Here is a 13609-nt window from a genome sequence, read left to right on the forward strand (position 1 = left end):
AGCGTCGCCCGTCGCGAGGGGCGGGCGACGCGACCATGCCTGAAACTACAGAGCGTACTTCTTGGCAACCTGACGACCGCAGATGTACGCCATGATCTCGTGCGTACCGCCGCCAAACATGTTGCCGCGGGAGTCGGCCCACAGACGGCCAACGCGTACCTCGGTGGTGTAGCCAAGGCCAGCGTAGATCTGCAGAGCCATGTCGCACACGTTGAAGCATTCCTTGCAGCCATAGCGCTTGAGCATTGCGCTCTCCAGCTGCACGGGCTGACCGTTGTCCATCATCCACAGCACCTTGTAGAGCAGCTGACGCGTGGTCTGGACCTTGATCTCCATGTCGGTAAGCAGCTCGCCGATGGCCTCCTGCTTGAAGATCGGCTTGCCGAAGGCGATGCGCTGGTTGGCGTACTGAGCGGCGTCTTCCAGGGCAGCCTGGGCAATACCAACCTGCTCGGCAACGATGTAGGCACGCTCGACCTCGAAGTTCTTCATGAGCATCATGAAGCCCTTGCCAGGCTCGCCCATGCGCTGGTCTTCGGTGAGCACGACGTCATCGAAGTACACTTCGCAGAACGGAATGCACTGCTGGCCAATCTTGTGCAGCGGAGCGGTGGAAACACCCGGGGTGTCCATCTTGATGAGCCAGAGGCTCATGTTGCGGTTGTCGTGGCTGGGATCCTCGTCCTTGGCGACCACGATCGTGTAGGGAAGAACGGCGCCCATGGTAACCCAAGTCTTCTGGCCGTTCAGCTTGTAGGTGCCGTCGGGCTGCTTCACCGTAACGGCAGTCATCGACTGGTTGTCGGAACCAGCGCCCGGCTCGGAAATGGACAGCGAGGAGATGGGCCAGCCGGTCTCCATGTAGTGATCCATGGCCTGCTGCTTCTGCTCGTCGGTGCCGAACTCCATGATGTCGAACATCGAGAGAGAGTTCTGATACAGAATGTGCATGCAGCCGCTCTTCTGATACAGGCGCTCGATCATGAGGCCGATGGTAACGCGATCAGCATCAATGCCGCCGAACTCTTCGGGGATGCCCATAAGGCCAAAGCCGGCATCGCGATATGCCTCGGCGATTTCGTCGGGCATCGTCCCGGTTTCGTACATTTCGGCGATAACCTCGTCCGTGAAATAGCGCTCGCAGAACTCGTCAACGCTCTCGAGCAGCAATTCTTGTTCGTCGGTCAGGCTGAAATCCATGTTTCTTCCTCCTCGGTCAAAGGGTGGACAGGCTTCCTCTTCTTGTCCCATACCCACAATCCAAAGAATACCCTCGATTGGGCGATTCTGGATGGACATTTTTGCGTCTTTGTCCATCCGAATTGCAAAACCGCAGGTAGATGGCGAGCCACTATGCGCATGCAGGGAACTTTGAATACCAAGGGGCGGTATCTATAGATTTAGGCTATTGAATAGATATTTTTATTAGTAAATACGAATATATATTTCAATGCGTCTATCCGAGAAAAGAATTGCGCTTACACAGTTCCATAAAACTGTGGGAAACCCTATACTACGCACCACAGATATTACTTTTTGGGTAAAACTCTTGGAGAGATGCATGGGTTCCATCGATACAAAGCTTCTCATTGCGCAATCGTTCATAGAGCTCGTTGAGCAAGAGGGGCTTCAAAAGGTGTCCGTATCGAATATCGTGGAACGCTCTCAGCGCAACAGGAAGACGTTCTACTATCACTTCAGCGACCGTAGCAAGCTCATCCAGTGGATCTTTCGCTACGGCATGGCTGAAGAGCTGAAGAAGCGCGTGAGCGAAGACGAACTGGTATACCCCAGAAACGACGCAGGCGACCTGGCGCGTCTACCCTATTACACGTTCATCAAGGAAGGCGTGCGCTCGATCAACGCCGACGCCTTCTTCGAAGCGCTTGACGCATGCTTCCGCTCGAAGAAGAAGTACTACGCCGAGGTTCTTTCCGAAACGAGCATCGACAGCCTCTCCGAATACCTCTTCCAGCTCTACGTGCCGGCGTTGCGAAACGACATCGAGTTCATTCTGAGCAATCGATTCCTCAACGAGGCAAATCAGCAGTTCCTAGCCGAATTCTACACGGGCGCCTTCATTACCTACTTCAAGCGGCGCATCTGCGGGAAGCTTGCGGATGACGAACGGGCGCTGTCGGACATGGGGCCGTTCTCCAACATCATCCACAGCTCCATCGCCAGCGAAATCAACGCGCAGCAGCGCGAACGCATGCTCTAGAGCACCTGCTCATTCGATTCCGCATGGGCGCGCCTGAATGTGATCATGCGGTTCATGGCGTTCAGATAGGCTTTCGCGGATGACGTGATGATGTCGTAGTCGCTGCCGCGACCAATGAAGATGCGGCCATCGTCGTCTTTCACACGCACCGTAACCTCGCCCAAAGCGTCAATGCCGCGCGAAATGGACGTAACCGAGAAGTCGGTTAGGTCTGAATGGGTGCCCACGATGGCGTCGACCGCCTTGTACGATGCATTGATGGGGCCAGAACCGTACTCACACACCGTATGGAGCTCGCCCTTCTCGTCGCAAAGCGTGAGCGTAGCCGTAGGCGTAAGCGGAAAGCCGCAGCTCACCTGAAGGGACTTGAGCGTGAAGACGTTCTCGACCTCGCGGGCGTTCTCGTTTACCAGGCTTTCCAGGTCCTCGTCGTAGACTTCCTTCTTGTGGTCGGCGATTTCCAGGAAGCGGCGATAGAGCACGGACATCGTTTCGTCATCGAACGCGTAGCCCAAATCGGAAAGGCGCTGCTTCAAGGCGGAATGGCCGCTGCGCGCCGTGAGTACGATGCGACTGGCCCCCGCGCCCACCTCGCTCGGATCGATGATCTCGTACGTAGAGCGGTCCTTGAGCACGCCATCTTGGTGAATGCCCGAGCTATGCGCGAATGCGTTGGACCCCACGATGGCCTTGTTCGGCTGCACCACCATGCCGGTAACGCTGGAGACGAGACGCGATGCCATGGCAAAACCACGGGCATCGACATCGGTATGCACGCCCAAGGCATCGCCATGCACGCGAATGCCCATCACGACTTCTTCCATGGCGGTGTTGCCCGCGCGTTCCCCCAGGCCATTGATGGTGCATTCCACCTGCGTAGCGCCCGCGGCTACGCCCGCAAGCGACAAGGCGGTGGCCAGGCCCAAGTCGTTATGGCAATGCACGGAGAGCGTGACGTCATCGATGCCATCAACATGCTCCATAAGGTACGCAATGCGCGCGCCGAATTCCTCGGGCAGCGAAAAGCCCGTGGTATCGGGGATGTTCACCACCGTGGCACCCGCATCGATTGCCGCCTGCACGACGCGCGCCAGGAACGCATAATCGCTCCGACCGGCATCTTCCGCATAAAACTGCACGTCATCGCACAGGTTTCGCGCATAGCGAACGCAATGGGCGGCACGCTCGACGCATTCATCGGGAGAGATGCGCAGCTTGTCGCGCATATGGCTGGGCGAAACGCCCAGGCCCGTATGAATGCGTGGCCTCTGCGCACCCCGCAGCGCCTCTGCCGCAGCGTCGATATCGCCATCGACCGCGCGAGAGAGGGCCACGACCGAAGCGGAATCGCCCACGAGCTCGGCAATGCGACGCACGCTCTCGAAATCGCCCGGCGATGACACGGGGAAGCCCGCCTCGATGGCATCGACGTGCAACCGAAGCAGCTGACGCGCGATGACGAGCTTCTCTTCGGTATTCATGGAACAACCCGGAGACTGCTCCCCGTCACGAAGCGTAGTATCGAAAATGGCTATCTTGCGAGACAATCCCGTCGCCTCCATACGTTTGCGTCTACGCGCCTATGCCTCCCGGCCCGAGCGGGGCATGGCGATCTTTCCCGTGCGAATGATTTCGCGAATGCCATACGGGCGCAGCAGGCTTTCCAAGCCTCCAAGCTTGTTCTCGTCGCCCGTTGCCTCGATGGTAACCGAATCAACGCCCACGTCGATGATCTTCGCGCGGAAAATGTCGGCAACCTCGATGACCTGGCTTCGATCTTCGGGGGAAACGGCAACCTTCACGAGCATGAGCTCGCGCACAATATCGACGCCCGAAGACTGCCTCGTGATCTTCAACACGCTCACGAGCTTGTTGAGCTGCTTCGTAATCTGCTCGAACGCCTCGTCCTCGGCATCGACGACAATGGTCATGCGTGAAACGTTGGGGTCTTCCGTGGGGCCAACGGCCAAAGAGGCAATATTGAAGCCGCGACGGGAAATGAGCCCCGTCACGCGCGAGAGGACGCCCGCCTTGTTCTCCACGAGCACGGAAATGATGTGGCGATTCGTCTTCTGGAACGTCGTCATGCTACTCCCCTTCCGCAGAATCGGCGGTGACCGCCTTGGAGATGTCGCCCACGGGCACGGCACCTATCTCATCGTGAATGGAATTGCCAGGCGCAACCATGGGAAAGACCATCTCATCGGGAGAGATGGCAACCTCCAGAAGCGCAGGGCCCTCATGCCGGAACAAGCGCGCCAACGCGTCATCCACCTGGTCTGCTTGGTCGATGCGCTCCCCTTGCCATCCATACGCGCTGGCAAGTGCGCTAAAGTTGGGCACGGGTTCCAGGTCGGTCTGGCTGAAACGATTGCCGTAGAACAAATGCTGCCACTGGCGCACCATGCCCAGCGAGCCATTGTTGAGCATGATGACCTTCACGGGGAGGCCATGGATACTGGCGACGGCCATTTCCTCGATGCACATCTGGAACGACCCATCGCCCGTTACGAGCACAACCGCATGGGACGGGCGGCCAACCTGCGCGCCTATGGCAGCCGGCAGGCCGTAGCCCATGGTTCCCGCTCCGCCGCTGGTCACGAACGTGCGGGGGCTCGTGCGCTCAAGGTACTGCGCAGCCCACATCTGATGCTGGCCCACGTCGGTAACCACGATGTTCGGAATGTCGCGAATGGTCTCGTTGAGCTTGCGCATAAGCCATTCGGGACGAATGGATCCATCGCTGCAAGCGGGGTCTTTCCCGTTGAGCGGATACTGGGAACGCCATGCGTCAACGCGTTCGAGCCACTCATCGGTCGAACGCTCAAAATTGCGTTTATCGATTTCCGCATGCAGCGCGCAAAGCGCGACACGCGCATCGCCCACGATGGGAACATCGGCATGACGGTTCTTGCCGATTTCCGCAGGGTCGACATCGATGTGAATGACACGCGCATGGGGAGCAAAGGAGCTGGCCTTCCCCGTAACGCGATCGCTGAACCGCGCACCCACGGCAACCAGCGCATCGCATTCGCTAACCGCCAGGTTCGCGAAGCGCGAACCGTGCATGCCCACGAGCCCCAGGTTAAGGGGATGGCCACTCGGAAGCGCATCGAGGCCCACGAGCGTGGTAACCACGGGAGCGCCAAGCCTCTCGGCTAGCGCGGCAAGCTCTTCGGAAGCCCCCGAAGCCACAATGCCGCCACCTGCATAGATGACGGGCTTGCAGGCGCCGCAGAGCGCATCAACCGCGGCACGCACCTGGCGGCCATTCGGCTTCAACGTGGGACGATACCCGGGCAGCGAGCTCTCATCGGGGTAATGGAAGACCACCTGAGCGGCCAGAATGTCGCTGGGAACGTCGATGAGCACCGGCCCCGGGCGACCCGTCGTGGCAATATGGAACGCATCGCGCATGGTAACGGCAAGGTCGGACGGATCCTTCACCAAGTAGCTATGCTTCACGATGGGCATGGTAATGCCGAAGATGTCGCTTTCCTGAAACGCATCGGTGCCAATGCTGCGCGTGGGAACCTGGGCGGTAATCACGACCAGGGGAATGCTATCCATATAGGCAGTCGCAATGCCCGTAACGGTATTCGTTGCCCCCGGCCCGCTGGTAACCAGCACGACGCCGGGATTGCCCGTGGCGCGCGCGTAGCCGTCGGCCGCATGCGTTGCACCCTGCTCGTGACGAGCCAGAACATGACGAATGTTGGAGCTATCGTAAAGGGCATCGTAGATCTTGATGGCCTGAGCGCCCGGATAGCCGAACACCACTTCCACGCCTTCAGCTTCGAGCGAGGCGATGAGGGCCTGGGCGCCATTCATGACGCGCCCCTCGTATGCGGTATGACTCCCGTAGCGTGGATACCCCCGTCGCTGTTCCTTCGTGGAATCAGGCATGGTAACGACGCCTCCTTTAGCTGCGCTTCCCTTTACGCGAGTATATCTATCGTGCCACATCAGCAGCAAGAAGCAACCAATGTGGAGCACAATTCACTATCGCATAATAAAGTACCTTGGGGCAAGCGCCGAACGGGCAAACGGAAGGCGCCCCAACAACCCAGGGCATGCAAAAGGGGGTGCCGAAATTCGACACCCCCTGACAATGCGACAAAAGAACTGGCGCTACGCCTTCGCGCCATACTGCTCGTAGTACGCATCGATGCTGGCCTTCATGGCGTCATCGATGACCACGCGGCCCTGGCATTCGCGGTTGTACAGGTATTCCGTGACCTCGGCCATGTCGACGATGCAGGCAGTGGGGAAACCGTACTTGTCGGAGACCTCGTCGATGGCGGCCTTCACGCCACCCTTGCCCACTTCCATGCGGTTCAGGGAAACCATGAGGCCCTTCACCTCGATATTGGCAATGGACGAGATCAGCGGATAGGTTTCATCGATGGATTTGCCCGACGTGGTCACGTCTTCCACCATTACCACGCGCGCGCCATCGTAGAGCTCGGCGCCCAGCAGGCTGCCACCCTCGCCGTGATCCTTCTTCTCCTTGCGGTTCGAGCAATAGCGCACTTCCTTGCCGTAGAGCTCGTGATAGGCCATGGCGGTGACCACCGACAGCGGAATGCCCTTGTACGCAGGGCCAAAGACAATGTCGAAATCGTCGCCGAAGTTATCGTGAATGGCGCGAGCGTAATAGCAGCCCAGGCGATGGAGCTGGTCACCGGTGACATAGGCACCCGCGTTCATGAAGAACGGGGACTTGCGGCCACTCTTCAGGGTAAACTCGCCGAACTTGAGCACCTCGGATTCAACCATGAACTCGATGAACTCGCGCTTGTACTCTTCCATGCACGCAACCTTTCCGCGAACGTAATCTAAAGCGTCTCAACGATACCACGGATAAGCAGCTCGAACTGCTTTTCGCGCGTTTTCGCCAAAACCATGACCTCTTCTCCCGAAGGGGACGCGCCTCCTGCGCCATCGACCGCCCCAATGCCCGCGGCCATGTTCGATACGAGCGAAATGCCCAGAACACGCATACCCACATGACGAGCGGCAATGACCTCCTCGATGACGCTCATGGCAACCGTATCGGCGCCCAACACGCGAAAGGCCCTGATCTCGGCAGGGGTTTCGAAGCTCGGACCCAGCAAGCCCAGGTACACGCCCTCGTGAACGCGAATGCCGCGTTCCTCGGCCACGCGCAATGCCGTGGCCCGCAAGGCCGGGTCGTAGCAATCGGTCATGCTGAAGAAGCGCTCGGCAAGCGCAGCCGCATCGGGATTGGCAATGGGATTGCGCCCCGTGAGATTGATGTGATCGCGCATAACGCAGAAGTCACCGGGACGATACTGCTCGTTAATTCCTCCGGCAGCGTTCGTCGTGCACATCGCGGGCACGCCCAAGCGCTGCATGAGCCAAATGGGGAACGCAACCTGCGTGGAGGAATACCCTTCGTATGCATGCAGGCGACCCTGCATGGCCAGAACGCTCTTGCCGGAAAGCGTGCCGCATACGAACTGGCCCTTATGACCCTCCGCAGTGCTTACCTGCATGTGGGGAACATCGCCAAAGGGAATGATGATGGGGTCCTCGATGGAATCGGCAAGCGGATTCAATCCGCTGCCCAGCACCAGGCCCAAGCTAAACGAACGGGGGCCGATGATGCCCTGAATGTAGGATGCCGCCTCGTCGAGATGCTGGGAAAGAATGTTTTCGCTGCTCATGTTCTCCTCTTTCGAACGGAACCTGCAGCGGTAATCATACCGCTATTCGAGCGGCGCAGAGGCAACGAGCACACGTGGACGACCCGCAAGGTCCACGGCAATACGGCAGGCGGCGAAGCCAGCTTCCACTGCAATGGCACGCGCCTCGTCCAGGCACGTCTCATGCAGCTCGACCGCCAGCACACCACCCGGAGCAAGCAGCTCCAAAGCAGCGGGAACGATACGGCGATACAAGTCGAGCCCGTCTTCCCCACCATCGAGCGCAAGCGAGGGCTCGTAGTCCATGACCTCGTGGCTCATCTCACCCAATACGGCCGTGGGAATGTAAGGAGGATTCGATATCACCAGGTCGACCGTGCCATTCCATGCCGCGGGAACGCCCTTCGCCAGGTCGCCTTGAACGACGTCAACGCGTTCGGACAACCCCAGCTCGGCGGCATTCAAGCGCGCGAGCTCGATGGCGTCATCGGAAATGTCGGTGGCAACGACCTGGGATTGGGGAACTTCCTTGGCAATGGAGCACGCAATGCAACCCGAGCCCGTGCAAAGGTCCACAACGCGAAACGGCTGCGGTTCGGCGGGCGTGGAAGCCTCCTCGCCCTCCGCTTCGCCTTCGGGTGCGACAGAAGCGGTTCGCAAGGCGGCAATACGGGGCTTGCATGCGGAAAGGGCTTCGCTCACCAGCACTTCCGTTTCGGGACGTGGAATGAGCACGCCTGGCTTCACACGCACCGTGATGAAGCGGAAGTCGGTGGTGCCGGTAATGTACTGAAGCGGCTCGCCCGCGCCACGCCTGCGCGTGTAATCACGCAACGTGTCACGTTCGGCCATGGAAAGCGGACGGTCGAGGTCGGCGTAGAGCTGAATGCGGGATACGCCCAGCGCTTCGGCAACGAGCCATTGAGCGGAGAGCAACGGATTCTCGTCGCCCCGTTCGGAAAGGTAGCCACTAATCCAGTCGAGGATCCTCTTGACCGTCCACGTTTCGGACATTTATACGGCCTGCTCCAGCTTGCGCGCACGGTCGGCAGCCTGCAGAGCCGTGATGAGCTCGTCGATGCCAGCGCCGCCCGCATTGAGCAGAATGCCGTTGTACGTGCCGTTGTAGCCAATGCGATGGTCGGTCACGCGGTCCTGGGGGCCATTGTACGTGCGAATCTTCTCGGAACGGTCGCCCGTGCCAATCTGGGCACGACGCTCCGCGCCCTCGGCTGCGCGCTGCTCTTCGAGCATCTTGTCGTACAGACGGGCACGCAGAACGGCCATGGCGGCAATCTTGTTCTGCAGCTGCGACTTCTGGTCCTGGGACTGAACGACCAGGCCCGTGGGCAGGTGCGTGATGCGCACGGCGGAGTCGGTGGTGTTAACGCACTGACCACCCGGGCCGCCAGCGCGATATACGTCGATGCGCAGGTCTTCCTGCTTGATGTCAACTTCCACCTCGTCGGCTTCGGGAAGCACGGCAACGGTGGCCGTGGAGGTGTGGATGCGACCCTGGCTTTCCGTCTTGGGAACGCGCTGCACGCGGTGCACGCCCGATTCGAACTTCATCTCGGAATAGACGCGATCGCCCTTCACCTTGAACTGGATTTCCTTGTAGCCACCAGCTTCGGAAGCGGAAGCATCGAGCGTTTCGATCTTCCAGCCCTTTTCGTCGGCCAGGTGGGAGTACATCTTGTACAGGTCACCCGCGAAGATGGCAGCCTCGTCGCCGCCAGCGCCAGCGCGAATCTCGACGATGATGTCCTTATCGTCGGCCGGGTCGGCGGGAATGAGCATGAACTTGATATCCTCTTCCAGGCCGGGCAGCTCGGCGTCGATGCGCGCGATTTCCTCCTGGGCGAATTCCTTCATGTCGGCCTCGCCGAGCATTTCCTTGGCTTCGGCCAGGTCTTCCAGGTCCTTCACGTACTTTTCCGCAGCCTTGGCGAGCGGAGTCTGATTGGAGTACTCCTTGGCAAGGCGGTTGTATTCCTTCTGGTTACCCAGCACGGCAGGGTCGGTCATCTTGACCTGAATTTCGCGGTAAGCCTCGATGATCTTCTCGAGCTTTTCCTTTTCGAGCATAACTGCACCCTTCACATGTATTCACGAAAACGCGCCGCCAGCGCGACGCGTTCTCGTATATCTTCGTTTGCCCCGCTCGTATGCGGAGCCGCAATGTAACTGGGCTATCTTAACATGATGCAAGCCACTCTGCAGCGACCTCCGCAGCATTTGCACCATCGGAAACCGCCGTGCTCACCTGACGAAGCCGCTTGGTTCGCACGTCACCCGCCGCAAACACGCCCTCGAGAGCAGTGACCCCGTTCTCATCGGCCACGATGTAGCCAGATTCGTTCAGGGGCAGCACCTGGGCGAAAGGCTCGGTGTTCGGAACCTTGCCCACGGCAACGAACACTGCGCTCGTGGTAATGACGCGCTCCTCGCCCGTTTCGACATCGGCGATGACCACCTGGGAGACCTTGCCGTCTTCCCCGCGGATCTCGCGAATGACGGAATTCCATTCGAAGGAAACGTTCTCGGCGGCTTCCATCTGCTGGCGGCTCGCAGCGCTCACGCGCAGAGTGTCACGGCGATGGACGACATGCACCTTGTTGCACAAGCGCGCCAGGTAGATTGCATCGCTTGCAGCGGTTTCGCCGCCGCCAACGACCACGACATCCTTGCCACGGAAGAACCCACCGTCGCAGGTGGCGCAATAGGATACGCCCTTGCCTGCATACTCGGCCTCACCAGGGACGTCGAGCTTGCGACTGCGTGCACCCGGAGCGAAGATGATCGCACGCGCCTGGTACGTGCCCTGCGCGGTAACCACCTGCTTGGGCGAAGAAGAGACGTCTACGGACAGCACGTCTTCCTGGATGCTCTGAGCGCCAAAGCGCGTTGCCTGGCCGCTCATCTGCATTGCAAGGTCGAACCCGCTCACGCCTTCGGAGAAGCCGGGGTAATTGTCCACCTGCGCGGTTTCGCCCATCTGGCCACCGGGCATCATGCGTTCGAACATTGCCGTGGAAAGGCCCGCACGCGCAGCGTAAAGACCTGCGGTAAGGCCAGCAGGGCCCTGCCCAATAATTGCGATATCGTATACACCCATGATATCGACCTCGCTACGTGCTAGTCGAACAGAGCCAGAACGGAAGCCTTGGGCTGGGCGCCAAGCGTCTGGTTCTTGATTTCCCCGCCCTGGAACACGATGAGGGTGGGAATGCTCATGACGCCATAGCGCTGGGCAATATCGGGGCACTCGTCAACATTCACCTTGTAGACGCTCGCCTTGCCAGACATCTCATTGGCAACCTCGTCAATCGTCGGCGACATCATCTTGCAGGGGCCGCACCAATCGGCGTAGAAGTCGACAAGCACGGGCTCGGAAGCCTGAAGGACCTTGGAATCGAATTCTGCCGAAGAAAGTACCTGAGCCATGATTACTCCTTTTCGTTGTGCGCAATGCGCTCTATGTATTGGTGACCACTATACTCCCAAAACCCCATCGCGGAAGGAGGAAGCCCGCATCGTTATCATTTCGTCACATCTAATTGCACGCAATTCAATTTCCCATTGCAGCTTTGTTTTGCCATCTATTCGCCGAATGGAGGTGAAAGCGAGGCGAGATAGCCCATACAATAGGGAGCAAACGATGGGAGGAACCATGCGAAACGCCATACTCTGCGCCCTGCTGTGCACAACATGCCTTCTCTTTGCCGGTTGCTCGAGCAGCGCGAATAGCACCCAGGAATCGCAGGAGGCCAACCAAGAGGCCGTAAGCGATAGCACTCAGAACGAGGATGCCAACTCCGACGCATCCAAGGAATCGGAGAATAAGGCCAGCAGCACTACCCCGCTTTTCGAATTCGACCTTGCGCAGGGCGAGCAATCGGAATCGGTCACCGTTCAGGAAAACACGAATCTGCAGATGGAAGCAGAGGTAACCGCAGGCGAAGCAACGCTTACGATTACCGAAGCCGGCGGATACGCCGCCTTCAGCCGTTCGCTTTCGGGCGAAGTGTTCCAGACCATCGACGGACTGGCACCGGGCACGTACACCGTAACGGTTTCAGGCGACGCCGAAGGCATCGTGGCATTCAGCCAGGTTACCGCTGGAAAGTAATTAGCGTCCGCAGCAGTCGCGATACTCGAGCCCACTACCACAGGGGCACGGATCGTTGCTGCCCACCTTCATGAGCTCGCCGCGCTCATCGTAGAACTCACGGCGACCCGTAAGCCTCTCGCGCACCTCACGCGGAGACCAGCCATTGTTTTCCCATGAGGGCACGTTGTCGTAGACGTTCGCCACTAGCTGGCGTAGGCGCGACTTGTCGGCGCAGCAGCCATCGAGCCCCAGCTGGTGCGTATAGGCGTGCATGGCCTGCACGTCGCCAATTTCGATGGCGCCCAAAACAAGCTCCTCCACTACCCTGTCGGCAAAGAGATAATCGTCCTGCCCGTCGGGTATGCGCTCGTCCAAAAACGAGATGAGCATCTGAACGCAGGGATTGTCGAATATGACGTCGAAGGCATCGACATCAGGCGAATACGGCGGGAGCGGGCGCATCGAGAACTTCTCATGCTCGCGTGCCAGGTAATGGCGCATGCCATCAAGGTTGCCCAGCTCATCTTCGAGCATGCGGCGAAAATCGGCGATATTGCGCTCCATGGAGGCAAATGCCCTCACGGACGTTCCCCCAGCGATGCGATGTGCCACCTGCTCGGCAACGTACTCCTCATCGAGCGTGAAGTGCATCGCATGCACGTGCTCGCCCTCGATCCAGATAACGAACGGCGCTTCCTTGTCCTGACCAGCTCGAACGGCAAGCGTGCGAAACTCGGATTCGCCCATGGGCTCCTGCACGCACGCGCAATACTGACGATACGCATCGGAAAGGCGAACGATACCGCAGTACAGCGTGCAAAGCCCAATGATGCTAAGCGCTTCATCTTCCTTCGTTAGGGAGGGCGCGGGCTTCGATTCCCCGAAACGACGATCGAGGTCGCGCTCGACCGCCTCATCGCGCTCCTTGCCGGAAAGCCCCGCCAGTGCACCGCGATGGAACCCCTGGGGCAGTACCTCGGGCTCCTGGCCCTGATGGCGATCGAGCGAGTTCATGAAGTTCTCGAACTCGAGCATGCTCTGCGCTTCGTGATAGGCGCTGGAACGCTGCAGGAACTCATCAACCGTGGAGACGACGCCCTGCTGGCACCGCTCCTCGAATTCGTCGGCAATGGCGCGCGCACGCGCCTCGGGCACGTCGCCAATGGAGAGGAACCCGTCGTAGATGATCGAACCCTCGAACGGAAGGAGCACGGCATCGACGAGCGCGGGAACCCTGCCCAGCACCTCTTCCCAATCGGCTTCAACGCCCGAAACGCTGTAGATGCCCGATTCGTGCATGAGGATGGCATGTCCTTGCTGGTACCTCACGACGGTGAACGTGCCGGAAATCGCATGCTTCCACGACTGCGTGAGCGCCAGGTCGGCCTGCGGCAGGTCGTAGGGGTTGTCGCGCACGAAGTCGTCGATTACGGCAACGTTCTCCCACAACTCATGTGCGATGAGCGTCAGCTTCGCCTCGATGAGAGGATCGCGATCGTCAACCTCGTTCGCATCGACTACGTTGAACCGCCCATTCACATACGTGAGCAGGCAATCCATGACATCGAAAAACCTATCGCACTGGGAATCGGTAAGATGCATCGA

13 protein-coding genes are annotated in these 13609 nt (G+C 59.3%); 2 read left to right on the top strand and 11 right to left on the bottom strand.

Annotation, left to right across the window (positions count from 1 at the left end):
- Nucleotides 1-45: 45 nt before the first annotated feature.
- A complete protein-coding gene (locus E7002_RS00680) occupies nt 46-1200 on the bottom strand; it encodes an acyl-CoA dehydrogenase family protein (RefSeq protein WP_303727005.1) in 1155 nt (384 codons plus the stop codon).
- A gap of 361 nt (nt 1201-1561) precedes the next feature.
- Here E7002_RS00680 and E7002_RS00685 point away from each other — a divergent pair, with 361 nt between their 5' ends.
- Nucleotides 1562-2221, top strand: a complete 660-nt coding sequence (locus E7002_RS00685) for a TetR/AcrR family transcriptional regulator C-terminal domain-containing protein (protein WP_303727006.1) — start codon at nt 1562-1564, stop codon at nt 2219-2221.
- On the opposite strand, the gene E7002_RS00690 is transcribed toward E7002_RS00685, so the two are convergent.
- From E7002_RS00690 to trxA, 9 genes are all read right to left on the bottom strand, one after another.
- On the bottom strand, nt 2218-3768 hold the full coding sequence (locus E7002_RS00690; protein ID WP_303727007.1) for a 2-isopropylmalate synthase: 1551 nt from the start codon (nt 3766-3768) through the stop codon (nt 2218-2220). The genes E7002_RS00685 and E7002_RS00690 overlap by 4 nt on opposite strands.
- 33 nt (nt 3769-3801) lie before the next feature.
- Nucleotides 3802-4308: an acetolactate synthase small subunit gene (gene ilvN / locus E7002_RS00695; RefSeq protein WP_066661935.1), complete on the bottom strand. Its 507-nt coding sequence runs from the start codon at nt 4306-4308 to the stop codon at nt 3802-3804.
- A 1-nt stretch (nt 4309) separates the two neighbouring features.
- Entirely contained in the window at nt 4310-6127 is a 1818-nt protein-coding gene (gene ilvB, locus E7002_RS00700; protein WP_303727009.1) for a biosynthetic-type acetolactate synthase large subunit, read from the bottom strand.
- Between the two features lie 225 nt (nt 6128-6352).
- Nucleotides 6353-7033 carry an orotate phosphoribosyltransferase gene (pyrE, locus tag E7002_RS00705; RefSeq protein ID WP_303727011.1) on the bottom strand — a complete coding sequence of 227 codons (681 nt, stop codon included), beginning with the start codon at nt 7031-7033 and terminating at the stop codon, nt 6353-6355.
- Nucleotides 7034-7059: 26 nt separating this feature from the next.
- Nucleotides 7060-7911 carry a purine-nucleoside phosphorylase gene (locus E7002_RS00710; protein ID WP_303727012.1) on the bottom strand — a complete coding sequence of 284 codons (852 nt, stop codon included), beginning with the start codon at nt 7909-7911 and terminating at the stop codon, nt 7060-7062.
- Nucleotides 7912-7953: 42 nt separating this feature from the next.
- Nucleotides 7954-8904, bottom strand: a complete 951-nt coding sequence (gene prmC, locus E7002_RS00715; protein WP_303727013.1) for a peptide chain release factor N(5)-glutamine methyltransferase — start codon at nt 8902-8904, stop codon at nt 7954-7956.
- Complete coding sequence (gene prfA, locus E7002_RS00720) at nt 8905-9978, bottom strand: peptide chain release factor 1 (RefSeq protein WP_066661920.1); 1074 nt, start codon at nt 9976-9978, stop codon at nt 8905-8907. It lies immediately after the preceding gene.
- A gap of 109 nt (nt 9979-10087) precedes the next feature.
- Nucleotides 10088-11008: a thioredoxin-disulfide reductase gene (gene trxB, locus E7002_RS00725; RefSeq protein ID WP_303727014.1), complete on the bottom strand. Its 921-nt coding sequence runs from the start codon at nt 11006-11008 to the stop codon at nt 10088-10090.
- A 20-nt stretch (nt 11009-11028) separates the two neighbouring features.
- Nucleotides 11029-11337, bottom strand: a complete 309-nt coding sequence (trxA, locus tag E7002_RS00730) for a thioredoxin (protein ID WP_066661915.1) — start codon at nt 11335-11337, stop codon at nt 11029-11031.
- A gap of 226 nt (nt 11338-11563) precedes the next feature.
- On the opposite strand from trxA, the gene E7002_RS00735 reads away from it, so the two are divergent.
- Entirely contained in the window at nt 11564-12022 is a 459-nt protein-coding gene (locus tag E7002_RS00735) for a hypothetical protein (RefSeq protein WP_303727015.1), read from the top strand.
- Here E7002_RS00735 and E7002_RS00740 read toward each other — a convergent pair whose 3' ends face one another.
- Complete coding sequence (locus tag E7002_RS00740; RefSeq protein ID WP_303727016.1) at nt 12023-13606, bottom strand: YecA family protein; 1584 nt, start codon at nt 13604-13606, stop codon at nt 12023-12025.
- Nucleotides 13607-13609 lie beyond the last annotated feature (3 nt).

Source organism: Denitrobacterium detoxificans (genome assembly GCF_015062615.1).
Classification (GTDB): Bacteria; Actinomycetota; Coriobacteriia; order Coriobacteriales; family Eggerthellaceae; genus Denitrobacterium; species Denitrobacterium detoxificans_A.